General features: G+C 67.1%; 20 protein-coding genes, 1 tRNA gene and 3 pseudogenes. 7 read left to right on the plus strand and 17 right to left on the minus strand.

The annotated features are described in order from the left end of the window. Positions 1 to 313: 313 nt before the first annotated feature. Entirely contained in the window at positions 314 to 2,614 is a 2,301-nt protein-coding gene (locus OG214_RS17635) for a transglycosylase domain-containing protein (protein WP_405985242.1), read from the plus strand. Positions 2,615 to 3,009: 395 nt separating this feature from the next. Here the strand turns inward: OG214_RS17635 and OG214_RS17640 are convergent, their stop codons facing one another. Continuing rightward, positions 3,010 to 3,471 carry a GatB/YqeY domain-containing protein gene (locus tag OG214_RS17640; RefSeq protein WP_405985243.1) on the minus strand — a complete coding sequence of 154 codons (462 nt, stop codon included), beginning with the start codon at positions 3,469 to 3,471 and terminating at the stop codon, positions 3,010 to 3,012. 77 nt (positions 3,472 to 3,548) lie between these two features. On the opposite strand from OG214_RS17640, the gene OG214_RS17645 reads away from it, so the two are divergent. Further along, a complete protein-coding gene (locus OG214_RS17645) occupies positions 3,549 to 4,475 on the plus strand; it encodes a metallophosphoesterase (RefSeq protein ID WP_363081816.1) in 927 nt (308 codons plus the stop codon). Between the two features lie 85 nt (positions 4,476 to 4,560). After that, a tRNA-Pro gene (locus tag OG214_RS17650) sits at positions 4,561 to 4,634 on the plus strand. Positions 4,635 to 4,810: 176 nt separating this feature from the next. Here the strand turns inward: OG214_RS17650 and OG214_RS17655 are convergent. Next, the gene (locus OG214_RS17655; RefSeq protein WP_363081817.1) at positions 4,811 to 5,170 is read right to left on the minus strand and encodes a hypothetical protein; all 360 of its coding nucleotides are present in this window, start codon (positions 5,168 to 5,170) and stop codon (positions 4,811 to 4,813) included. A 357-nt stretch (positions 5,171 to 5,527) separates the two neighbouring features. On the opposite strand from OG214_RS17655, the gene OG214_RS17660 reads away from it, so the two are divergent. Further along, positions 5,528 to 6,949 carry a restriction endonuclease gene (locus tag OG214_RS17660; RefSeq protein WP_405985244.1) on the plus strand — a complete coding sequence of 474 codons (1,422 nt, stop codon included), beginning with the start codon at positions 5,528 to 5,530 and terminating at the stop codon, positions 6,947 to 6,949. 201 nt (positions 6,950 to 7,150) lie between these two features. Here the strand turns inward: OG214_RS17660 and OG214_RS17665 are convergent. The 11 genes and pseudogenes from OG214_RS17665 to OG214_RS17715 all read right to left on the minus strand — a co-directional run. Then, positions 7,151 to 7,264 (minus strand): annotated as a pseudogene (locus OG214_RS17665) (SPDY domain containing protein); the annotation flags it as partial. Between the two features lie 56 nt (positions 7,265 to 7,320). After that, entirely contained in the window at positions 7,321 to 7,575 is a 255-nt protein-coding gene (locus tag OG214_RS17670) for a DUF317 domain-containing protein (RefSeq protein ID WP_405985245.1), read from the minus strand. Next, on the minus strand, positions 7,506 to 7,712 hold the full coding sequence (locus OG214_RS17675; protein ID WP_405987718.1) for a hypothetical protein: 207 nt from the start codon (positions 7,710 to 7,712) through the stop codon (positions 7,506 to 7,508). The genes OG214_RS17670 and OG214_RS17675 overlap by 70 nt, the downstream gene beginning before the upstream one ends. Positions 7,713 to 7,822: 110 nt before the next feature. Beyond that, a complete protein-coding gene (locus OG214_RS17680) occupies positions 7,823 to 8,830 on the minus strand; it encodes a hypothetical protein (RefSeq protein ID WP_405985246.1) in 1,008 nt (335 codons plus the stop codon). Further along, complete coding sequence (locus OG214_RS17685) at positions 8,824 to 9,846, minus strand: glycosyltransferase (RefSeq protein WP_405985247.1); 1,023 nt, start codon at positions 9,844 to 9,846, stop codon at positions 8,824 to 8,826. The genes OG214_RS17680 and OG214_RS17685 overlap by 7 nt, the downstream gene beginning before the upstream one ends. Before the next feature lies 1 nt (position 9,847). Then, entirely contained in the window at positions 9,848 to 11,140 is a 1,293-nt protein-coding gene (gene serS / locus OG214_RS17690; RefSeq protein WP_405985248.1) for a serine--tRNA ligase, read from the minus strand. Next, entirely contained in the window at positions 11,133 to 11,843 is a 711-nt protein-coding gene (locus OG214_RS17695) for a histidine phosphatase family protein (protein ID WP_405985249.1), read from the minus strand. The genes serS and OG214_RS17695 overlap by 8 nt, the downstream gene beginning before the upstream one ends. Next, positions 11,840 to 12,673, minus strand: a complete 834-nt coding sequence (locus OG214_RS17700) for an aminoglycoside phosphotransferase family protein (RefSeq protein WP_405985250.1) — start codon at positions 12,671 to 12,673, stop codon at positions 11,840 to 11,842. Before OG214_RS17700 ends, OG214_RS17695 begins: the two co-directional genes overlap by 4 nt. A gap of 92 nt (positions 12,674 to 12,765) precedes the next feature. After that, positions 12,766 to 14,016: a methionine adenosyltransferase gene (locus OG214_RS17705; RefSeq protein ID WP_405985251.1), complete on the minus strand. Its 1,251-nt coding sequence runs from the start codon at positions 14,014 to 14,016 to the stop codon at positions 12,766 to 12,768. Positions 14,017 to 14,093: 77 nt separating this feature from the next. Next, a complete protein-coding gene (locus OG214_RS17710; RefSeq protein WP_405985252.1) occupies positions 14,094 to 14,972 on the minus strand; it encodes an aminoglycoside phosphotransferase family protein in 879 nt (292 codons plus the stop codon). Positions 14,973 to 15,049: 77 nt separating this feature from the next. Continuing rightward, complete coding sequence (locus OG214_RS17715; protein ID WP_405985253.1) at positions 15,050 to 15,247, minus strand: hypothetical protein; 198 nt, start codon at positions 15,245 to 15,247, stop codon at positions 15,050 to 15,052. A gap of 200 nt (positions 15,248 to 15,447) precedes the next feature. Here OG214_RS17715 and OG214_RS17720 point away from each other — a divergent pair, with 200 nt between their 5' ends. Beyond that, entirely contained in the window at positions 15,448 to 16,488 is a 1,041-nt protein-coding gene (locus OG214_RS17720) for an AAA family ATPase (RefSeq protein WP_405985254.1), read from the plus strand. Beyond that, the gene (locus OG214_RS17725; protein ID WP_405985255.1) at positions 16,485 to 17,045 is read left to right on the plus strand and encodes a phosphotransferase-like protein; all 561 of its coding nucleotides are present in this window, start codon (positions 16,485 to 16,487) and stop codon (positions 17,043 to 17,045) included. Before OG214_RS17720 ends, OG214_RS17725 begins: the two co-directional genes overlap by 4 nt. 24 nt (positions 17,046 to 17,069) lie before the next feature. Here OG214_RS17725 and OG214_RS17730 read toward each other — a convergent pair whose 3' ends face one another. Both OG214_RS17730 and OG214_RS17735 read right to left on the minus strand, forming a co-directional pair. Then, positions 17,070 to 17,927: a DUF1932 domain-containing protein gene (locus OG214_RS17730; RefSeq protein ID WP_405985256.1), complete on the minus strand. Its 858-nt coding sequence runs from the start codon at positions 17,925 to 17,927 to the stop codon at positions 17,070 to 17,072. Continuing rightward, entirely contained in the window at positions 17,924 to 18,598 is a 675-nt protein-coding gene (locus tag OG214_RS17735) for an HAD family hydrolase (protein WP_405985257.1), read from the minus strand. Before OG214_RS17735 ends, OG214_RS17730 begins: the two co-directional genes overlap by 4 nt. A gap of 369 nt (positions 18,599 to 18,967) precedes the next feature. Between OG214_RS17735 and OG214_RS17740 the strand changes: the two are divergent. Then, positions 18,968 to 19,434 (plus strand): annotated as a pseudogene (locus OG214_RS17740) (NUDIX hydrolase). Here OG214_RS17740 and OG214_RS17745 read toward each other — a convergent pair. Together OG214_RS17745 and OG214_RS17750 are read right to left on the minus strand one after the other, a co-directional pair. Beyond that, positions 19,416 to 19,898 (minus strand): annotated as a pseudogene (locus OG214_RS17745) (HD domain-containing protein); the annotation flags it as partial. The pseudogenes OG214_RS17740 and OG214_RS17745 overlap by 19 nt on opposite strands. Positions 19,899 to 20,591: 693 nt before the next feature. After that, positions 20,592 to 22,268, minus strand: coding sequence for an HNH endonuclease (locus tag OG214_RS17750; protein ID WP_405985258.1), 1,677 nt, complete (start codon positions 22,266 to 22,268; stop codon positions 20,592 to 20,594). Positions 22,269 to 22,730: the final 462 nt, after the last annotated feature.

A 22,730-nucleotide genomic window follows, 5' to 3' on the forward strand; every position in this document is an offset into this window, starting at 1 on the left:
GCGGGGACAGCGCAACACCCCCTTCGGGCCCAATCTTGAATGGTCCGAACGGACTATGCGTACGCGGCAGATCACCCAGGGGAGTGACCCAAGGGCATAACCGACCCATCCGGCATAGCCGGGCATTTCACTTGAGTCACAACGGGCATCAGATAGCAGGTGAGGGTGTATCGGACATCGCTTCCCGTGCTTCGGGGTTCACCGGAAGTTCATGTACGAGGCTTGATGCGCAACCGCGTGGCTGTGACAGTTGAGAACAGCTTAGGCCAGAGCCTTGACGCGTGTCCGGCGAATGAGAACGTAGGCTGCCCTCATGCCAAAGAAGCGCTCGGGCGGGGGTCTGACCGGGACCCAGCAGGCCGCCAAGTTCCTCGGTGTCAGCGTGCTCGCGGGAGCGGTGCTGGCAGGAATCGCCCTGCCGGCCTTCGGTGCGCTGGGGCTCGCCGCCAAGGGAACGGTCGAGGGATTCGACGAGATTCCCGCCAATCTCAAGACGCCGCCGCTGAGCCAGCGCACCACGATCCTGGACTCGAAGGGCGGCCGTATCGCCACGGTCTACTCCCGCGACCGTACGGTCGTACCGCTCAAAGACATCTCCCCGTACATGCAGAAGGCGATCGTCGCGATCGAGGACTCGCGCTTCTACGAGCACGGGGCCGTCGACCTCAAGGGCGTGCTGCGGGCACTCAACCGCAACGCCCAGTCGGGCGGCGTCGCCCAGGGCGCCTCGACCCTGACCCAGCAGTATGTGAAGAACGTATTCGTGGAGGAGGCCGGAGACGACCCGGAGAAGGTCGCCGCGGCCACCCAGCAGACCCTGGGCCGCAAGATCCAGGAGCTGAAGTACGCGATCCAGGTCGAGGAGGAGCTGGGCAAGAAGAAGATCCTGGAGAACTATCTGAACATCACCTTCTTCGGGCAGCAGGCGTACGGCATCGAGGCCGCCGCCCAGCGCTACTTCTCCAAGCCCGCCAAGGATCTGAAGGTGGAGGAGGCGGCGATGCTCGCGGGCATCGTCCAGTCGCCGAGCCGCTACGACCCCGTCAATGACGAGGAGGAGGCCACCAAGCGGCGCAACACCGTGCTCCAGCGGATGGCCGACGTCCGCGACATCTCGCAGGCGGAGGCCGACCGTGCCAAGGCCACACCGATCAAGCTCAATGTGAGCCGGCCCAAGAACGGCTGCATCACGGCGGTCAGCGGGGCGGGCTTCTTCTGCGACTACGTACGCTCGGTCTTCCTCAACGACCCCGTCTTCGGGAAGGACCGCGAGGAGCGCGCCAAGGTCTGGAACCAGGGCGGGCTGACGATCCGTACGACCCTGGATCCGCAGGCGCAGAACTCGGCGCAGGAGTCGGTCAAGGACCATGTCTTCCAGAGCGACGCGGTCGCGACGGCGCTGACCATCGTCGAGCCGGGCACGGGCAAGATCCTGGCGATGGGCCAGTCGAGGCCGTACGGCTTCGGGAAGAACGAGACCCAGATCAATCTGTCCGTCGACCAGAAGATGGGCGGCGGCGCGGGCTATCAGCCGGGGTCCACCTTCAAGCCGATCGTCGCGGCGGCCGCGCTGGAGCGGGGCGTCCCGGCGACGCAGACCTTCCCTTCCCCGTACGAGATGACGTACCCGACCCCGGTGCAGACCTGCAACGGGCCGTGGACGGACGAGGACGTCCCGGTCGAGAACGAGAACGAGTCCGAGGTCGGGCCGTACTCGATGAAGGAAGCGACCGCCAAGTCGGTCAATACGTACTACGTGCAGCTCATCAGCCAGATCGGTGTCTGCCCGGTGACCGAGCTGGCCGCGAAGATGGGCGTGAAGCGGGCCGACGGGAAGAAGATCCAGCAGGTTCCGTCGATCACCCTGGGCACGCAGGAGGTGTCGCCGCTGACCATGGCGTCGGCCTACGCCACCTTCGCCAGCCGCGGTACGTACTGCACCCCGATCGCGATCGAGTCCATCCAGGGCCCGAACAAGAAGCCGATGCCGGTGCCGAAGTCGAAGTGCGAACGCGCGATGTCCGAGACCACGGCCGACACGATCAACACGCTGCTGAAGGGCGTGGTGGAGGACGGTACGGGGCAGCAGGCGGGCCTCGGCAGCCGGCCGAGCGCGGGCAAGACCGGTACGACGGACTTCCGCTACGCGGCCTGGTTCGTGGGCTACACGCCCAACATGTCGGGCGCGGTCTGGGTCGGTGACCCGCGGCACTCCAGGAAGATGGTCGACATCACCATCGGCGGGGAGTACCACGACAAGGTCTTCGGTGGTGAGGTTCCGGGGCCGATCTGGAAGGACGCCATGACCGGCGCGCTGGACGGCCGGGAGGCTCCGGGCTTCAACGAGATCAGCATCCCGGACGCGCCGAAGGCCCCGGAGGAGGACCCGAACAAGCCGGGCAACGACGCGGGCCAGGAGAACGGCGGGCAGAACAACGGCGGGCAGGACGGCAGGCCTGGGGACAACCAGGGCACGGGCACGGGCGGACCGGGCGGCTCGTTCCCGCCGGGCGTACTGACCGGCGGCCAGAACGGCGGCGGAAACGGAAACGGCGGCCAGGACGGCGGCGGGAACGGAAGCGAAGGCCAGGACGGCGGCGGAAACTTCCCGTAGGCACGTATGACGTATGACGTGTGCCGTATGAGGGGGCGCCCGGTCGGTGAGAAATCACGGACCGGGCGCCCTTTTGTATACGCGGTGGAAGGCGGCGGGGCGGGCGGGACGTGGGACGGGGGCCGGAGCTCAGGGGAAAGCGGCGAGCTCACGCGCAGAGGAGCCATGTGAAGATGTGAACCATCAGGCCCCGGACGCCGCCCCGGACGCCCCCGACGCCCCAGACACCCCCGGACCTCAGGGCACCTCGCAGACACCAGGTCTCAGCACACCTCACAGGCCCCGGACACCTCACGGGCCTCAGACGCCCAGGGCCGCAGGTACCTGAAGTCCTCAGGTACCTGAAGTGGTACCTCTACCTGAAGTGGTACCTCGCTCGCCTCAGGCGTACGGCCTCACGCGAGGGACTGCTTGACGAGGGCGGCGACGCGGCCGCCCTCGGCGCGGCCCGCGACCTTGGGGTTCACGATCTTCATCACGGCGCCCATCGCGCGCGGGCCCTCGGCTCCGGTCGCCTTCGCCTCCTCGACGGCCTGCGCGACGATGGCGCCCAGTTCCTCGTCGGTGAGCTGCTTCGGCAGGTACGCATCAAGGAGCACGCCCTCCGCCCGCTCCCGTTCGGCCTGCTCCGGGCGCCCTCCCTGGGTGAAGGCCTCCGCCGCCTCACGGCGCTTCTTCGCCTCCTTGGCGATCACCTTCTGCACCTCGTCGTCGGAGAGCTCGCGCGCCTTGGTGCCCGAGACCTCCTCCTTGGTGATCGCGGAGAGCGTCAGCCGGAGCGTGGCGGAGCGCAGCTCGTCGCGCGCCCTGATGGCCTCGGTGAGGTCTTCCTTCAGCTTGGACTTAAGGCTGGTCATGGGGCCAAGTGTGGCAGGTGCACCGTCGTAGCCGCCCACGGATTACGCGTCAGTACGGTGTCTGCGACGATGGGCGTATGCGCGCACGCTACGGAGTACCCCTGGGAATCGCGGCAGTCGGCGTGGCCGGCCTCGCCTACGCCGCCGGTTTCGAAGCCCGTTCGTTCCGACTGCGACGGATCTCCGTCCCGGTGCTGCCGCGTGGCATGCGTGATCTTCGGGTCCTCCAGGTCTCCGACATCCACATGGTGAGCGGACAGCACAAGAAGCAGCGGTGGCTCCAGTCGCTGGCGGGGCTGCGCCCCGACTTCATCGTGAACACCGGCGACAACCTCTCGGACCCGGAAGGCGTACCGGAGGTGCTGGACGCGCTGGGTCCGCTGATGGAGTTCCCGGGCGTCTATGTCTTCGGTTCGAACGACTACTACGGGCCGAAGCTCCGTAACCCGGCGCGCTACCTCTTCGAGAAAGCACAGGGGCGCCACGGTCTGAACGGCAACGCTCCCGCCGTCTCCGCGGTGCACAACCCGTGGGAGCCGATGCGCGACGCCTTCGACGCGGCGGGCTGGGTGGGCCTGAACAACACCCGGGGCCGGCTCAAGATCGACGGCCAGGAGATCGCCTTCACCGGCGTGGACGACCCGCACATCAAGCGGGACAGGTACGAGCGGGTCGCGGGCGGCCCCGAGCCGGACGCGGACCTCTCGATCGGCGTGGTGCACGCCCCGTATCTGCGCTCCCTGGACGCCTTCACCGCCGACGGCTACCCCTTGATCCTGGCGGGCCACACCCATGGCGGCCAGCTCTGCATCCCCTTCTACGGGGCGCTGGTGACCAACTGCGATCTGGACACGGACCGCGTCAAGGGCCTCTCCACCCACGACTCCGCCGGCCACACCTCGTACCTCCACGTCTCGGCGGGCTGCGGCACCAACCGCTACACCCCCCTCCGCTTCGCCTGCCCCCCCGAAGCAACCCTCCTCACCCTCACGTCCCGCCCCTGACCCCCCGCCGCCACCCCGAAACCGGATTTCGTCTCCGGCCAGCGGTGGGCTAAAGTAATCGATGTCGCCGCCACACGAGCGACATCGGGGTGTAGCGCAGCTTGGCAGCGCGCTTCGTTCGGGACGAAGAGGTCGTGGGTTCAAATCCCGCCACCCCGACAGCCGAAACACCAGGTCAGGGGCCTGATCCGCTTAGCGGGTCAGGCCCCTGAGTGGTTTCCGGAGGCCGTATGGGAGCCGGCCGCAAGAATCGGCTCCCCAGCGGACCCGTGGATACGGACCTCACGCTTAACTGATCGTTTCAGGAGCAGACTGCGGCGTCCGCGGGACGCTTGTCAGTCATCGAGGCGCTGAAGGATCTGCGTGAACTCACCGTTCTCGACCAGGCCCACAAGTACCCGGGTCATGCTGCTGATGCCGGTGTCGCGGACGATAAGACCGTCCGAGCACCAGAAGTAACGGCCTCCCAGAGCTTCCCCGCTTGCGGCCCATCTCGTCATCAGGATCTCGATCTGATCGAGGGTGATGATGGTCGCGCTCCACCGGGAGCCGTCTTTGAGGTCCACAAAGACATCGACGTTGTTCACCGCCTCCAGGTCATCGCCGGCATTCGGCAGGAATGCGGCCTCGAACTGGTCCGTCCGGACGCGGTACCAGGGCCCGTCCCATCTGCCCGACTGTGTGCTGTCGCTCATCGGGGCGAGTGTGCCGCGCTGAACCGCTCACCTCAACCGCGTCCTTCCGGCACGCTTCCGTACAGGAACGGCGATCTTGTGTCCGATGGGAAGTGAACGCGCCCGCAGCAGGGACCATCTGCAATCAGCCAGTGCCTCCCGACGCCATCGGCCCGGTGCGAGATACTGCTGCAGATTTCGATTGATCATGCACTGAGCTGGGGGCAAGCAGTGGCGGGCGGGAATGATCCATACGCACGGGAACTCGCGCGGCAGGCCAGGGAACGGGAGAAGGCCCGAAAAGCCGCTGAGGCCGAGGCCAAGAGGAAGGCACGTGCGGAGAAACTGGCGTACGAAGCGGCCCGCGCTCAGGAGGCGGTGGACCGCACCAGCGTGGCCGAGCATGACGCCGACCAACTTGCAGGGCTGCTGCGCTCATCTGTACTGGATGGGCAGCCGCTGACGTTCGAGCGGCTCAAACAGGACTTCGTCCCCTCACCATTCGTCCCGCCCAAGGGCTCTACCAAAGCGGCACCCTTGCCCCGCTGGGAAGAGTACGAGCCGGAGGCGCCTCGGGGGTTGCTCGGTGCGTTGGGATTCGGACGTCGTGGACACGACGCGGAGGTCGAAGCCGCCCGCAAGCGGTTCGACAGAGCGCTGCGGGATCACGCCCGCGACGAGAAGAAACGCGCGGAGAGGCTGGAGAAGGCCCGTGCGCGTCACAAGGAACGGAATCAGGAAGAAGCTGCTCGGGCCGAGGAATGGAACACTGGTCTTGCGGAGCGCCGCAGCGCCTATCAAGACCGAGACGTCGATGCTGTCGAGTGGTTCGTCAACCAGGTCTTGGCCGCCTCCGTGTATCCACACGGGTTCCCGAAGGCCAATCAGGTTTCGTTTCAGGCGGACACCGGCGACTTGTTGGTCGAGATCGACCTTCCGCTGGAGGATGTGGTCCCTGCGGCCCGCGCCTACCGGTATGTAAAGACGCGCGACGAGATCACGCCCGTTCCACGCCCGGAGAAAGAGCGCAAGGAACTGTACGCGTCAGTCCTTGCGCAGACCGCGTTGCGCACCGTGCACGAGCTCCTTGCCTCCGACACGGAAGGTGTAGTCCGGTCCATCGCTTTGAACGGACATGTGGCCACCATCGACCGCGCCACAGGGCGTGACGTCCATCCGTGCTTGATCACTCTCCAAGCAGACCGGGCCGAGTTCAGTCAGCTGGTCCTGACCCAAGTGGATCCGCGGGCTTGTTTGAAGCGGCTGCGGTCGCTTATCTCGCCGAACCCGTACGAACTGGAGCCCGTACGCCCACTGGTCACGTTCGACCTGTCCAAGTTCCGCCTCATGGACAGCATGGACGTCGTGGCGGGGCTGGACAGCCGGCCGGTGCTGATGGATCTGAAGCCCACGGAGTTCGAGCACCTCATCAGGCAACTGTTCGAAGCCATCGGTCTGGACAGCGTCAACACGCAGCCGTCGAAGGACGAGGGTGTGGACGCCGTCGCGATGAACACCGACCCCGTCATGAAGGGGCTGTGCATCATCCAGGCCAAGCGCACCAAGAACGTAGTGCCGTTCGAGACCGTCTCCGCGCTCGCGGGCGTCGTGGAACACAAGCGGGCCGCCAAAGGCATCCTGGTGACGACCTCCTGGTTCGGCCGGGCCAGCGAGGCGTTCGCCAACGAGCACGGGCGGCTCGAACTCCTCGACGGAGCCAACCTGGTGCATCTGTTCAAGGAACATATGGGCCTCGACGTCATCCCCGGACCAGTACCGCCGAAGCGGCGCCCCCGGTAGGCGTAGCACCCTGAGCCCAGCGAGCAACGTCGGCGCTACTGCAGGTGTGCGGCGGCCGCCCTTGCTCGTAGAAGATCGTTGAGTACATATACCGGTGACGCCGAGCCGGCCCTCGGCGCTCTCGGGCAACGTGCCGCGGGGCACTGGGTCCGGTGAGGCGAGCGAGGAGGCGGAAGCGGCGACCAGGTCATGCGGGACGCCGGCGCTGAAGCTGGCGCACCACAAATACGGGGCGCTGAGAATGGGTTGCGCCCATGCCTGCCAACCCACCTGGTCGGGAAGCGGATCGGCGTCCTCGATCGACGGTGGCAGCATCTCCAGGGAGACGCTGGAGGAGAACCCGGGGGCGATGGCGGTGGTGTGGGGCCGGTTTACGTCGCGGCCCGGCCCCGCGCGCTGAGTGCGTTGACGACCGTCTCGGGCCCCGCACAACCGACGTCCGGCGCCTCACGGGCGTCGAGCGCGACGAGGAGATCGGCGAGCACCTCGTACGGGACACCCGTGGTGAAGTACGCGTTCCACTCCGCCGGAGCGGAGACGGCATGCGGGCGAACGCTCAGTTGCCAGGCAACAGGCAGCCACCAAGCTCGAACGGGTAGGTCGCGAGGACCCACCCGGCGCCGCACAGCCCGTCCGGGCTCACGTACAGCAGGGTGTGGCGGGCCGTGGGCCACATGCGCCAACCGAGGCCGACCAGGGTGTCGCCGATCCGCTCGGCGAGAGCACCGTCGTCACCGGCCAGATGGCGGGGGGGGTAACCCAATACACCGGGTCCGGCGAATCGGGACCTTTCCCGTCCACCTCCGGCTAAATGATGTAAAGAGAGACAAATTTTCCCCGGCAAGCGAGCTGGACCTCGCCGGAATTCTTCCTTCAGATGCCCAGTTCCTCCTCGATCGCCATGGCCACGGTCGGCCATGGGACATTCGGCTCGCCGAACAGTCGCCAATAGCGATACGAGGCGCGAACCAGAGAGCTGACACCCAGCCGCGCCGAATCAGGGTTGATCGTTCCGATCACCCGGCGTGTGATTCCGCCGGCCCCGCGCGCGGCCGGACGAATGCCGTGTCCAAGGAGGAGAGTGGCGGTACGGACGGCGTCCAGGGTTGGTGGGGGCGCCAAGGTCGCGAACCTGCCGAAGACGAGATCTCTCCACCCCAGCTGCGTACGTGCCCAGGCCAACCGTTCCAGTCCGGTGCCGAGGTCTACCGCCATACGCTCAGGGTTGTCGGTATTCCAAAGGAGGACGATGTCGCCAAGAGTGAGGTCGAGGTGACTGAAGCGAAGAGTGATGCCTTCGACTTGACGGCGCCGCCATGTTGCCAGTTTTCCCTGGACGCTGATGTGGCGCGCATGGAAACCCAATCGCGACAACACACCGAGCCAGCCGTCCAAGATCACACCGTATTCGTCAATGCGTTGAATCGGCTGGACGCGGGAAACGTTGACGAACGAGGTCAGGAATCCTTCCCGGAGGTCACCCGATGCGTCACGCTGCCCGGTGAAACGGACAACAGGCTGGGGCAGGAAGCCGCTGCGGTAGGTCAGCGGACGGCCGTCCTTGAGGAGGGGGTCAAGGGCTTGGACGGCCGAGATCGTCAGCTCGGTCTCGCGGCCCCACCGAATTGGCAGGCAAGCGTCCTGCGGGACACCCTGGGCCGCGAAGCCCGCCTTCAGCCCTGCCAGTAGCTCTTCCCAGGACGGGGTCCGACGAGGCGGACAGTACGGCGATCCTCTGTGTGCATGCTCGATCGCGATCCGGCCGTCGGAGACGGTGAACTCCCATTGTGCTCCGAGGACTTGGCGTAGGACCGCAGGCAAGCGGACCTCCGAACAGGCCGACGACCCGAGTACGAGCTCTCTGGAACCGCTCGTCAGCATGACCGAGTCGACATCGCGGTGAAGTGGCGGGCCGGATCGAAGCGGTGCATCCCGACCTCTTGGACCTCCGTGTGCTTGAGGCCCTCGGCCTGCTCGATCGCCAGGGCGAGAAGCTCCGCTGCTGCCTCGTCGTCCTCGTCGGGGTCAGCCCCCGTGATCACGCCTGTCCGATCGCACAGGGCCGCCTCGGCGCAGGTTCCCTCGCGCCACGTGAGCGCGGCCACGGGGGTGCCGGCGCGGAGGGACTCGCCGAAGACGGCGGCGCCAGCCTCCACATACGTACGAGCATAGGTGTAGACGAAGACGGAGGCGTCGCGGATGGCGGCGGTCTTGGCGGGGCCGCCGAGTTCGCCGGCCCACTTCACGTGGTTCGCGCTGAGGAGACGCTCGTGGCGTCGTACGTATGTCTCGTCGAAGACGGGGCCGACGATCTGTATCCGGCGGCCGAGGATCTGTGCGGCTCGGACGGCGATGTGCGGCGCCTTTTCCTCGTCTATGCGGCCGAGCCACATGAGGTCGTCACCGGCGACGGCCGTCGGCTCTTCCTCGTCCAGACCGAGGTGTACAGCGAGTTCAGGGATCGGCCGGTGGTCTGCATACCGCTCGATCATCTCGGGCGAGTAGCAGTAGAGCCGTGACCGTTTGCCGTCGAAAGCCGCGTCGGCGTGCTGGAAAACGGGCGAGTGCTGGAAGGTGGCGACATCGCAGTCCAGCTCGTTCCAGGTACGCGTCCAGGCCGGCAGGGACGGGTACTCGTGCCCCACGACCAGGAGGTCGTATCCGGTGCTGCGGAGCTCGCGCTCGGCGAGCGATCCGGTGGTGAGGTCCTCCAGGCGGACCGGCCGACGGACCCAGTCGTTCTCCAGGTCCGTGAGCCAGCCCGGCCCCAGAAGATGTACGTCGGCGCCTGCGGCTCGGGCGCCTACGGCGACCGCCCACAGCCATCGTTCGATCCCGCCGTAGCCGGTGGGTGGAAAGGCGTAGCTACCAGGGAAGTCGCAGACGCCGACGAGCACGTTATGCCTCCGGTTTTCCGTCCGCCGAGATACGGCGGAAGCCGAGGTACGGGACGAGCGATTCGGGCAGGACGATGGAGCCGTCCTGTTGCTGGCACTGCTCAAGGAGAGCGGCCAGGGTGCGGCCGACGGGGAGGCCGGAGCCGTTGAGGGTGGCGACGAGCTTGGGCTTGCCATCCTCGCCTCGGGTCCGGATGTTGGCCCGGCGGGCCTGGAAAGTGCCGAAGTTGGAGACCGAGGAGATCTCGCGGTACGTGTTCTGGCTCGGGATCCAGACCTCGATGTCGTACGTGAGCTGGGCGGAGAAGCCCGTGTCGCCGGCGGCCAGCTTGACAACGCGATAGGCGAGGCCGAGCTCCTTCAGGCATGCCTCGGCGTGGCCGACCATCGTCTCCAGCGTGGCGTCCGTGTCTGCCGGGTCGACCATCTGGACGATCTCGACCTTGGCGAACTGATGCTGACGGATCAGCCCCCGGGTGTCGCGACCGTACGAGCCCGCTTCGGACCGGAAGCACGGCGTGTGCGCGGTGAGCGCCAGCGGCAGCTCGGCCGGAGGGATGATCTCGTCCGCGTAGAGGTTGGTCAGCGGCACCTCGGCCGTCGGGATCAGGAACAGCTCGCGGTCGGCGACGCCGGTCTTGAACAGGTCCTCCTCGAACTTCGGCAGCTGCCCCGTGCCGGTCATCGTCTTGCGGGTGACCAGGTACGGGACCGCGTGCTCGACGTATCCGTGCCGACGGGTGTGCAGGTCGAGGAAGAGCGTCGCCAGGGCACGCTCCAGCGCCGCTCCGGCGCCGCGCGAGACTGCGAAGCGCGGTCCGGACAGCTTCGTCGCCCGAGCGAAGTCGAGGATGCCAATGGCCTCACCGAGGTCGACGTGGTCCTTCGGCTCGAACGGGAAGGCCGGCGGAGTGCCGACCCGCCGGATCTCGACCGCGAAGTCTTCGGAGTCGCCGTCCGGGGCCGCGTCGTCCGGCAGGTTCGGAATGCTGAGGAGGAGGTCGCGGAGCTGTTCCTCGACCTGCACCTGGCCAGTCTCGATGTCCCGGATCTGGTCCTTGAGCTCGCGGGCGCGCTCCTTCAGCTTGGAGATGTCGCCGCCCTGCTTGGCCGTCTGCTGGACCTCACTCGCCGTCCGCTTGGACTCTGCCCGCAGCTCGTCGGCCGAGCGGATGTTCTGGTTGCGCCGAGACTGGAGGGACTCCAGCTCGGACAGGTCCAGAGAGTAGCCGCGACGAGCGAGCCGACGAACCGCTTCGGCACCCATTTCGATTAGGGCGCGGGCATCATGCATGAGGAAGATCCTTCTGATCCGGCGGGTGGGATACGCGATCGACGGTAGCAACCGCCGAGCCCTCGCCGATCCGAAATATCCTCCCGTCACTGGTATCTGCGGCACGGCGCTGAGCACCAGTTTCAAGATCGTTCATCAGCGTTCCGATGAATGCCGGCAGCTCCTCGGCCGAGATGGCGACGGGCTGGACGTACGGGGCCTCGGGGAAGAACAGGGGCATGGCCTGGCCTGGAGTCCGTGCGCGGTGCCACAGGAGTACGGAGATCAGCAGGCCATGAGCTACGAGCACGCGAGGGCCGGGGTGCTCCAAGGCCGCGAGGACTCCCGTGAGCATCCTGTGAATGCCTTCGCTCTGCGACTCGCTGCCGCCGGGCGGTCGCTCGTCGGCGCCGTGTCCGTCGAGCCAGGCGGCGTATTCGAGGAACGGCTTTCCCTCGAATACGCCGTAGTCGAGCTCGTTCAGGTGCGGGTCGATGATCAGTTCCGGCCCGGGAACGGCCATCAACAGGTTCGCGGTCTGCTGGGCACGGGGGAATGCGCTGGCCGTCCACGTTCTGACGCTGTGGAGGGGCACGCTGTTCCAGCCTTTGGCCAGCGCTCGGCGGCCGTCCTCGCTCAGGTGCACGGGTTTGGCCGGGTCACCGTTGACGAGGTAGCGCCGACTGTATTCGGTCGGTCCGTGGCGGAAGACATAAGTCGTCATGATCGGTTCCCTGGGGTTGGCGCCGACAGCCGTGCGAGGACGTCGGCCATCCGCGGTGCGCGGGGATCGCCGGTTTCCAGGTAGTAGAGGAGACCGTCCAGGGCCAGTGCTCGGCACCAGGGCGCCAGGACGGGAACGGGGATACGGGAGATCCGGACGGCTGCGGCCAGGCGGGCGTCGGTGCCGTGCCCGAGGTCGTAGTACACGGTCCAGAAAGCCCAGTCGAAGGCCGCGTCGCCCACCATCGGAAGGGGATCGATCAGGCGGGGGTGCCCGAGCCGGTCGAAGAGCACGTTCTCGCAGTAGAGATCCGTGTGCAGGACTGTCGTGCGGCCGTCGTCCTCCTCCAAGGCCATGAGCTCGGGGAGGAGCACGTCCACGAGGTCGCGCCACGGCCTGACGTCGACGGCCTTCAGTCTGCGCCGCACTCGCGGCCGTACATCCTGGTGCAGGTATGTGGCCAGGGTAGGCAGGTCACGCGGTCGGCGACGGTGGCGACCGAAGGTGTGGAGGCCGTGGAGCGCGGCGGCCACCGTCTGGAACTCGCGTGCCGGCCGCTCACTGCCGCCGGGGCGGCCTCCGACCATCTCCAGGGCCGCCACGGCCAGGTCGTCGGCTGCCTCGACGACGCCCGTCGCGGCACCGCCCGCCCAAAGGCGCAGGGCGGTGACCTCGTTGCGGAACCGAGTGGGATCGGCCCACACCTTGAGGAGCAGCGGACGCCCGTCGACGGTGTCGGCCGTGGCTATCACGGAAGCGTGTCCGGCGTCGTGGTACGCGCCGAGCGTGAGCTTCCAGCGCTCCGCCGCCTGGTCCAGCAGAGTGGGCACCGCGTCGAGCCACCCAGCGGCTTCGGAACCGTAGTGGGTGCTCAGGCGCCGCCGACACTCCGGGGAGACCTCTCCAAGCGTCCGCTTCACCATCAGCTCAGCACGATCCCCTCAGAAACAAGCTCGTCGGTGAGGGCGGGGAACCTGCTCAGCGCTTCCTCCACCAGCGCCTGCACCTTGGCCACCTCGGCGTCCGGGGACGACAGGCGTACGAGGACGCGCCAGGGCTGGTCGAGACGCTGCCCGGTGGCACTCACCAGATGGACCTCGGCATGCTCCCCGGTCGCCTCGTGGAGCTGCTCGGCGAGCCGTCGGGCGGCGATGTTGTAGAGCTTGCCCACGTGGTAGACGGGGTTCTTCCCGTTGGCGCCCTCCAGGTTCATCGGCCGCAGTGGCGTGATGAGCCCGTTGACCCGGTTACCGCGGCCGACGACTCCCTCGTCTCCGGACTCGATCGAACTGCCGGTGTACGTGAGGTACAGCTCGTCCTTCTCCGGCACGTCGCGCGCGTTGAGCCGGAACCGCGCCTCCGCGCCGGGGAGATGGAGGGCGGCGAGCCTGTGGCACTCGGCGAGCACGCTCTCCGCGTTCCGCACGTACTCGGCCCGGCTCGCGACGAACCGCGACTTCTGCGGAACGCAGAGCACGACGTCGGCCTGCTCCCCGTCCCAGTACCCCATGAGCTTGACGTCCGAGCCGCACCAGGTGTGGGTGAGAGTGAACTCACTGTCCCCGGAGAAGTGGTTCACCAGCTCGCGGACGAACGACTCGAAGACGTTCTCGGGAGCCCAGCCGGTTCCCAGCGAGGTGTCGTTGGACAGTCGCACCCGCCGCTCCCGCAGGTCCTCGATCGACCTCGGGCTGAACCAGCGCGTCCGGTCGGGCACCTCGTCGCCGGTGAGGACGGCGCCCGGGCTCGAATTGCTGGTGATGTTGAAGACGATGTCGAGGTGGTCCGAGACCTCGGGAAGCCGCTCGGCGAAGAACGCCCGCACCTCGGCCTCCACGATCTCCACGACGGGAATCCGTTCCCCTCCGCACCTGGGCGCGGCACGACCGTTGACGAGCACCCTGACGGGGGCGGTCATCCGGCCGGCGCCGTACCGGACCTCGCTCGCGCCCCCGAGGAGGGCGAGCTTGTCGAAGTTGTGGTGCAGCACAGCGCCGAAGCGTGCGACGGTGTGGTGGCTGTAGGCGCGGGACAGCCGCTCGGCGAGGTGGTCGGCCAGAGTGTCCGGGTGACCGAGGCCCTTCCGTTCGACGATGGCCGTCACGTCCGGACTGGCCATGGCGGTGTCGATGACAAGGTGGCTGTTGCCGATGATCGTGCTCGTACGGGGCATCGCGAACTCCCGTTCCGGGGTGGGCAGAAGGTGGATGAGCGCAGGCGTGAACGCCTGGGTGAGCAGCGAGCGAGGATTCAGCGAGGGACGCCGGCAGCGCGCAGGTCCGAGACCGCCCGAGCCAACGACGCGTAGCCGGTTGCGGCGTGCTCCTCGGTGGCAAGTCGGTGGATGTCGCGGGCCACGAGGAGGTCGATGTCCTGAGGGCGACGGCGATCGAGCCAGAGCAGCAGGCGCCAGGCCAGAGCAGGCCCGCTGAACGGCAGTTGGGTGATGAGATCGATCGGCACACTGCCGGGCTTCACGCCCGTGTACAGCAGGTCACGTACGAGGTGAAACACCACGTCGGTGTAGTCGACGACAGCGGGCCCGCAGGCGCTCGCCTCCCAGTCGACGACGCCCAGTTGGTGATCGTCGACCAAGAGATGCTCGGGCTTGAGATCACCATGAAGGTGGACAACGGGATGCGATTCAAGCGGTTGGAGGGCCTCGGCCAGCGCTGCCCACCACGGCCGTAGTCGGCAGCGCGGGGAGAGCTGGCCGAGCAGGAACTGGTGCTGCGGCGTAGGGCGCCCTCGTTCACCGCTCCAACCAGGCCCCGGTGTGACACCGGGCGAGGACCGGTGAATGCTGTGCGCCAGGTCAAGAACGTGGCCGACGTACTCCTCGATCGCCCGGCTCGTACGCACGCCACAGGGCACGCCCGGCAGCATGCGGAAAACCGACCAAGATCCGGCCTCGCACCTCCCTGTGGCCAGGACTTCCGGAACCGAGAGACCCCAGTGAGCCGCACGCCAGACCGTCTCCGCCTCACGCTGCCGTCGGCCCTCAGGGTCAACCCCCACGTAGAACTTCAGCAGAGAGCCGCCGTCGACCGCCCGCCGCGTGCTGGAGTACGGCTTGACGGTCGCACGGCCGAACGGACCGTACCGGCGCTCGGCCTCCCGTACCGCCATCCCGCCATCAAGCGCAGGTCGCCTCTCTTCGTTGGAGTCATTCGAATAGCTGGACGAGCGCCGAGCCGGCGGGGCGCTCACAGCCTCGGCCCCGACGGCAGGCCCGCGATCGACGCCGTGACGTCCTTCGCGAACGGGCCGACGTTGTGGGTCCCGGCGAAATAGAGGCCGAAAACCGCACACACCACGGCGTGACCCGCCCTGAGCCCACCGCCGTGGCACATGAAGACGATCACGATGCCGAGGATCAGCAGGACAGCAACATCGACAGCCATTGCGGAGACCCTTCCGATCTCGTACGGATACTGGAGACCGAGGCGGGTATACGACGACCGCGTCGGTGTGACCATGACAGCGGTTCGGGGGTGTGCGGAGTATCACAAGCTGTTGCCGAAGCTGCTCATGGCCGGTTGGTCTGACTTTTCAACATCCGCTTACACACGGGTTCACGACAGGCAGACTTAGGCTCCGGATCATGACCAGGGATGGGCAGGCGGTAGGCGCGGTGGGTAAGAGTCGCCCGGGGTGGCGCCCGGACATGCTGAGACAGCAACGCGAAGCTCACGGCCTGACGCTCGAAGGCGCGGGCGAGCAGCTGCGCGAGGTGGCCCGGACTGCGGGGCTCACCGTGCCGGCCGCCAACTTCCAGACGCTGTGGCAGCACGAGCAGGGTGAGGTCTACCCCGGACCGCACTACCGACGCGCGTACTGCCTGCTGTACCGCGCCACCGAGCCCGAACTCGGCTTCCGCAACGCGCTTCCCGACGAGGCCACGAAACTCAAGTTCACCGCGTCCAGCGAGCCGCACAACGGCGCCCATGTCCTGGCCGTTGAACGGGCCCTGCACCAGCTGGCACCGAGCGCGGAGGACGCCAACAGCCTGGGCGTCCAGCAGCGGGTCATCGACGCCTGGAAGCGGCGTCACACCGGCGGTGATCCGAACCGGCCGACGCTGATGATGGTCGGAGGCTACGCGGGCAGCGGGAAGTCGGAGTTCGCCCGCTTCGTATCGCAGCTCACCGGATGGCCCGTCCTCGACAAGGACCCGATCACGCGCCCGCTCGTCGAGCGCCTCCTTGTTGAAATGGGCAGCGAGCCCAACGACCGGCACACCGACCTCTACCGGGAGAAGGTCCGCCCGCTGGAGTACCAGTGCCTGCTGGAGACCGCGTACGCGAACATCGACTGCGCGATCAGCACCGTGCTCTCCGCGCCCTTCATCTCCGAGACCACCGACCCTCGGTGGATGCGGCGCCTGATCAACCGCTGTGAAGCGCGTGGCGTCACTGTCGCCGTGGTCTGGATCCAGTGCGACCTCGACACGATGCACGAGTACATCAGCTTCCGGTCCGCTGGCCGGGACAGCTGGAAACTCCAGAACTGGGACACGTACGCCACCGGGATCGACCTCGAACTCCGGCCCGTCGTCCCGCATTTCGTTGTCGACAACCGGCTTGGCGCCGCGATATCGCTCACGGACCAGGTGCGCCAGGTCTTCGGGACGATGTTCCCGTGAGACAGGGCATCTTGCTGTACGGGCCGCCGGCGGCAGGCAAGGACACGATCACGGCGGCACTCACCGAACTTGATGCGCGGTACGTGCCGTTCGCCCGGCTGAAGATCGGGAACGGGAAGACCGGTGGCTACCGGATGGGCGCACCGGAGCAGTTGGCCGAACTGGAGGCACGCGGCGATGTCATCTACCGCAACGACCGCTACGGCAACATCTATGTGGTCGACCGGCCCGGCCTCGACCAGGCCATGGAGGGCGACAGGACCACCGTCGTCCACCTCGGCCAGATGGCGGGGATGGAGCAGGTAACCGCCCTCTTCCCGGCACACTGGGTACGCGTTCTGCTGTGGTGTTCCAAGGAGACCACCGCCCAACGCTCACTCCAGCGTGGCGACACCAACACGGCGGCCCGGCTGGCCGCGTGGGACTCCACTCAGGCCGATCTCGCGGCTCATCCCCGGGCTCAGTGGGAGCTGCGCGTGGACACGGATGCGACGGCACCCCGTCAAGCCGCACAGAGGATCGACGACGTCGTCCGCACCACGTCACCTCGCTCCTGACAGACCCAGCGGGATACACCCTGCTCAACTCGGGTTGTCCAGGTCCCCCTCGACGCGCAGGGCTTCCAGGGCCTCGGCGATATCCAGGCGCTCGTCTCTGTTGCCGTCCCACCGGGCGAGCGTCGCCGCGGCGGCGCGCATGAGGGAGTCCGGCAGCCCCGCGTCGGCGAGCAGAGCCGCCGCGTCCTCAAGTTCTGGGCCCCAACGCCAGGCACGGGCAGCGGCCTTGGGGATGTAGTCGGTCTCCACGAGGTAGCTGCGGGTGCGCTTCGCCGCGATCACCAGCAGCTCGTCCGCGACACCGTATGTGTCCGCCGCCCCGTATGCCACGGCGGCCAACACACGGGAGACCTTCTGATAGCTGGAGTACGCGAGCTTGAGAGCAGAGGCTTGGCCGATGCTGTCGCCCAGAACATGGGTCTGCACGTCGGTGCCGGCGAAGAGTTCGGCGATCCTGTCGGTCTTCTCGCCGGGGCCGGACAAATAAAGCGTCGGGGACTTGCCGCCCACCGGAGGCGATCCGACCACTGCGGCATCGATGACTGGCATCGAGGTCAGGCGGTCGGCGATGCGGTGCACTCGCGCTGGCAAGACGGCGTTCGCTTCAACATAGATCGTGCCCGCGCCGGCCATGCCGAACTCGGCTACCTGGGCGGCGGTCTCCTCCGCTCCTGCGGGAGGGCACAGGGAGAGCAGCACGTCGGAGCGGGAAACGAGCTCGGGCAGTGCCTCGGCTTCGAGGCCCGCGTGCTCAGCCCGGCGGCGGGTTGTGTCGCTGCGTCCGTCGGGACACCACAGCACGAGGTGGCCGCGGGCGCGCAGCTGGGCGCCGAAGGCGGATCCCATGCTGCCGGGGTGCAGCAGCCCGATGGTGTACGTCATGTCGTGGTCCTCGTGTGGCAGGCGGAGTGCAGAAGCAGCAGGTCAATGGCGGCGCGTGCGTGCGGCACCGTGTGGTCCGGCTCGGGATCGTCTGCCGACCAAGAGCGGCCGTTGCCGATCCAGATGGTGCGCAGCCCCGCGGAGCGTCCGCCGCCGATGTCGTTGACCGGGTTGTCGCCCACCATCCAGCCACCGTCGCCCAGCACGGCGCCGCAGCGGGCCGCCGCCAGGGCGAAGTGCCGGGTCTGCGGTTTGCGCGCGTCAGCCTCCTCGGAGACGAAGACGCCGTCCACGCGGTCGGAGATACCCGTGGCCCGCAGCTTGGCGCGCTGAATGTCCAGCGCACCGTTGGTGGCCACCCCAACTCGCCAGCCGGCCGCACGCAGCTCGTCCAAGCCGTCGAGGACCTCGGCCGCGCACGACACCAAGGCCGCGATGTCGGTGCAGTACGCGCGCCACAACTCCGCCGTCGACACAGGCAGCCGGTACCGGGTGCGCATCGCGTCAAAGGTGGACGGATAGGCCCGCTCGGCCACCATGCCCAGGATGTGCGCCTGCTCCTCGTCCCCCAGACCGTGCCGAGCGGCGAACTCGGCGGCCCAGTCGGCGAGCGTTCCCCATCGGTCCACGAGGGTGTTGTCGAGGTCGAAGAGAACGAGGAGGTGCTGCACATCCCGCAGCCTAATGCGTGACGGTTTGCTCCAAGGGAGAGCGCGCTCCCTCGGAGCAGGAGGTCAAACGCCAGTGCCTTAGTTCGAGCCGGTGCGTGAGGCGTTCGCGGCGAACTTCGCCCCGTCGGCCTGGATCTTGTGGGCCAGCGATGGCGCTGTGACTGCCACGGCATGGGCACCTTTCCATCAGGTGTCGAATGCCGGCAGGACCTTGAACGGACGCCGGTGGGATCCGCCTCGTAGGGCCGTCAGCCCCTGTGGCAGTTGGCTGAGGGGGAATCGGTCCCGGGTCATCAGGGCAGCCCAGTCGCTGCCTTTGGCGATGACGTCGATGGCGTCCCGGAAGTCGCTGCGACCGTTGGCGCGGAAGTGGGCAGGACTGAGTACTACAGCGACCCCAAGGCCCCCAAGGCGAACATGCTCGTTCCTGCCAACAACCTGCTCGTCGTCGACGACAGCGGCGCCATCCTGCTCCAGCGCCGTCGAGACACAGTCCAATGGGCCCTGCCGGGTGGTGCCCAGGACATCGGCGAGACGGCGGCACAGTGCGCGGTCCGCGAATGTCTCGAAGAGACTGGCATCATCGCCGAGATCACCGGATTTCTCGGGGTCTACACGAACCCCAACCACATCGTGCCTATACCGACGGTGAGATCCGCCGCCGGTACGAGAACACCTACATCGGCCGCCCGGTGGGCGGTGAGCCCACCATCAACGACGAAGCCGACGGCGTCCGTTACGTCCAGCCATTCGACCTGGACCAGTACGACATCCACCTCAGCATGCGCCGGCAGATTGGCGACTACCTCGCCGGCACCTACCCCCACCTGGGCTGAGTCGCCAACACCGTGTCCACCCGCCCCACGGCGGCGACGATGTCCGGCGCCGCCCGTCGGATGAATCGCCTCACCAGACTTTCAGCACCGTAACTGGCGGTGATCTCGGCCAGCCGAGCCTCGACAGAAGTGACCTCGCCATCAGGGGTGGTCGTCATATCGCAGCAGACGAGCGCGTCCACAAGCCGCTGGTCGTCGATCAGCGGAAACTCGGCCTACAGCACGTCCCGGAGTCCGCGTTCCTCCGCTTCCAGCAACGCCAACGAATGGTTCGCCACCAACCGCACCAACCGGTCGTCGGCCCCATGCTCGTCCCGAAGGGACCGGGCGCCATCGAGGGGATGGAAGCCAGTGAGGGCCAGCCTAGGCGCGTACCCCACGTCATGCAGGGTGGCTGCGGCAACGAGCAGATCGGAGTCCTCGCCAAGGATGTTCCCGAGCTCGACCGCTCGGGCGGCTGCTCCCCCCTGCTTCCCGCAGTGGACTCCGCGTACATCGCGGAAGACACGGCGCTGCTCGACACAGCCTTCGGCCCGGCCGTCGACCAGGCCGCCGTGCTCGATGTCGCGTCGGACGTCGTCCAGGACGATCCCCTCGCTGACGCCGTATGGTCCCTCGCCGAGAAGGGGCGCCACGTACACCGCCACGGACGACTCCTGCTCCATGTCACCGGCCGCTTCAGCAACCCCTCGCTGGTGGCACTCGAAGCAGTCGGCGCCGCCGAGGATGCGCCCCTGGTCGGGGCCTGGGCCGACTCGGGCTCGGACTCCGGCGGGGGAGCCTGGGCGCTGGTTGTCTGGCGTCGGCCCCACCTCATCGTGGTCGATGCCCGCCGGCCCACTCCCCTCTGGCGGCACCACCGGCTCACCGGCCTGGTCGGGCCCAGAGTTCTCGCAGCACAGCGCAGCTTCGCATCCGCCACCTCCGTACCTCACGGCCCCCGCAACCAGCCCTTCGAACTGGCTCACCAAGTCCTGTCAGATCTCCGTCTGGCCGGACCCCGGCCGCCACACTGCGAGCCATAGCCCGCGGGCTACTCGGCGTGCCCGTCCGGCAGGCCACCGTGCCCACCGGCCACCGGTGGCCACGATCCCTCGGATCTGTCTACGGCAAGGTGTGGGCGGAGAGTTGCTGTGTGCCTACACGGTCCGGGTCTATCAATCCGCCGCTGCCTCGCCCCGGTTGATCATGGCCATCCACTCGGACGTCTCTTCCTCAGCCTGACGTTCGTCAGCAGCGCTTTGTTCCTTGTCCTCCTCCCAGGCCACGCTCTTGAAGATCTGCTCCGATTCCCACTCATCAAGCAGCTCGTGAGGTCTGTGATCCCAGTCGCCGAGTTCCCCGTAGTACTCCTGGGCGCTGTACAGCAGCCGGAGATCTGCCTCAATGAGCCGATAGCGGGGGCTCGCGTCGTAGAAGTACTGGTGTGTCGGTCGGCGAAGGTTCACCTCGACCGCCCCGAGATAGCTCTCCGAACCGGCCAGGAGCGCTTGGTGCAAGTCATCGAGTTGGCCTCTACGCACGCCGCGGACGAGGGCAAAGGCCACTTCCACATGCGCCAACAGAGTGCCCAGACCGCTGATGGAGTGCGTCGACCACACCTTGGGCTCACCCGCCAAGTGGGCCGCTGCGATGTCGAGCGGCTTCGGCAGGCCGGTCAGCCCCGAGTGGGTGAAGAGAGTTCCCACAGCCACCGTGAGATCACGCCGGAACTCCGGCACCACGCGCATCAGTTGCCGGAACGTCTCTCGCTGGATCTGCCCTGGGTCAACCTCAAGTTCGTTGAAGTGCAGTGCCACGGTGACATCGTCGTTGCTCGGGTCACGAGGAGCACCTGACAGCCGGGATCCTGACTCGCGCGACGACAATCCCCTATCGAAGTCATCGACGGTCGCCGCCCTCGGGATCTGGCCCTCGCCCTGAATGACGTACTTCATGAACGCCCCTTCTGCGGTTTGCGGCTTCCCGAAGAACAGCGCGGAGATCCGAATCGCATCAGTCGATTCACCCACGACAAGGCCAATCCCTGCATAGGCGACCTGCTCCGCTGCCGCGCTGACCAAGTCCGTGCCAGCGGTGCTAGTGGTGAGCCATTGCGGGTCGTACCGGATCATTATCCGACGTCCGCCCAAGCGGAAGGACAGGTAGGGGTCGTCCTGCCATGCTCCAGTAAGCGGCCGAGGAAACGGCCGGTTGGACACATTGTGGCTACGCATCGGCGCGTTGAACGCCACATACATCCCCTGCTGGATCGCCTCCGGACGCACTTCATCGAGAGGAACGGCGTGCTCTCGCCACGACTCGAAGACGGGACGCACCGTCCCGACGAACATCCCGGGGGCGAACCCCTGCCCAGAGAATGGCCGCGTCGGATCGAGACCGGCACGTTGAGCCGCCTGCTGCACGACATCCCCGCCCGGAAGCATCGCAACCCTCGGCACGTTGAGGTAGTCGACGCTGCTGTAGCTCATCCTCCACGCCTGTCCGGCCTTCCTCAGCGCGGCGGTCCAGGTCTCATGCTTCGCCTTGAGCCTGAACAGCTCCTCAACGGTGTACGCCTTCCCATTGTTTTTATCGACAATGTCGTGGCAGGTCGAGCACAGCAAGAGGAGGTTCGAAACGGCGTTCCTGGCCTGGATCGGCAGGGTGGGGTTCGCTCGGGGCCCATGGTCGCTGAGCGCTACATTGTGCGCCGTCTGAGCCGTTGGAGTGCGTCCGGCAGTCCCAGGGTCCAGCTCCCGTCGGCACATCTGGCACATGCCGTTTGCCAGCCTCCAGAGCTCCCGGCGAACGCTCCCACTGACCTCCGGCCCTCTGGCCTTGCTGCCCTTCACCCACTGCCCCTTCGAATCGCACATACGTGCACGCTGCTCGGACACATCGAATCCTGCCAGCGATCAATCCCCTAAACGGCAGCTCCACATCATCTCTCCGGGCGCCTCACGCGACGTTGTCTGACACCGCATGGCTCAGTCGTCGCAAATGTGCTCCCGTGCCCGTTCCAGGGCGGGCAGCTGGGAGACGTCGTCGATGCTGCCGCAAAGGGAAGCGGGTGGCCGACGCCGCCGAACCCAGGCCACTACCGAGGAGTGACATCCCCAGCATGCAAATTCTCTGGCGCAACCCGACAAGCGGAGGCGGCTACAGATTCGCCGCCGGACCGGATGGGAGAAATTTGGGAGACGATCTTCCTCGCGAAACCGACTCAAGCCCCTCGAACCCCACTCAGACCGGACCCTTGACCTGCAACTTCTCCTGAATAACTGCTGGCGGCTCGGTCCGAACCTCATTCGGGA

The sequence above is a fragment of the Streptomyces sp. NBC_00872 genome (assembly GCF_045161915.1).
GTDB lineage: Bacteria > Actinomycetota > Actinomycetes > Streptomycetales > Streptomycetaceae > Streptomyces.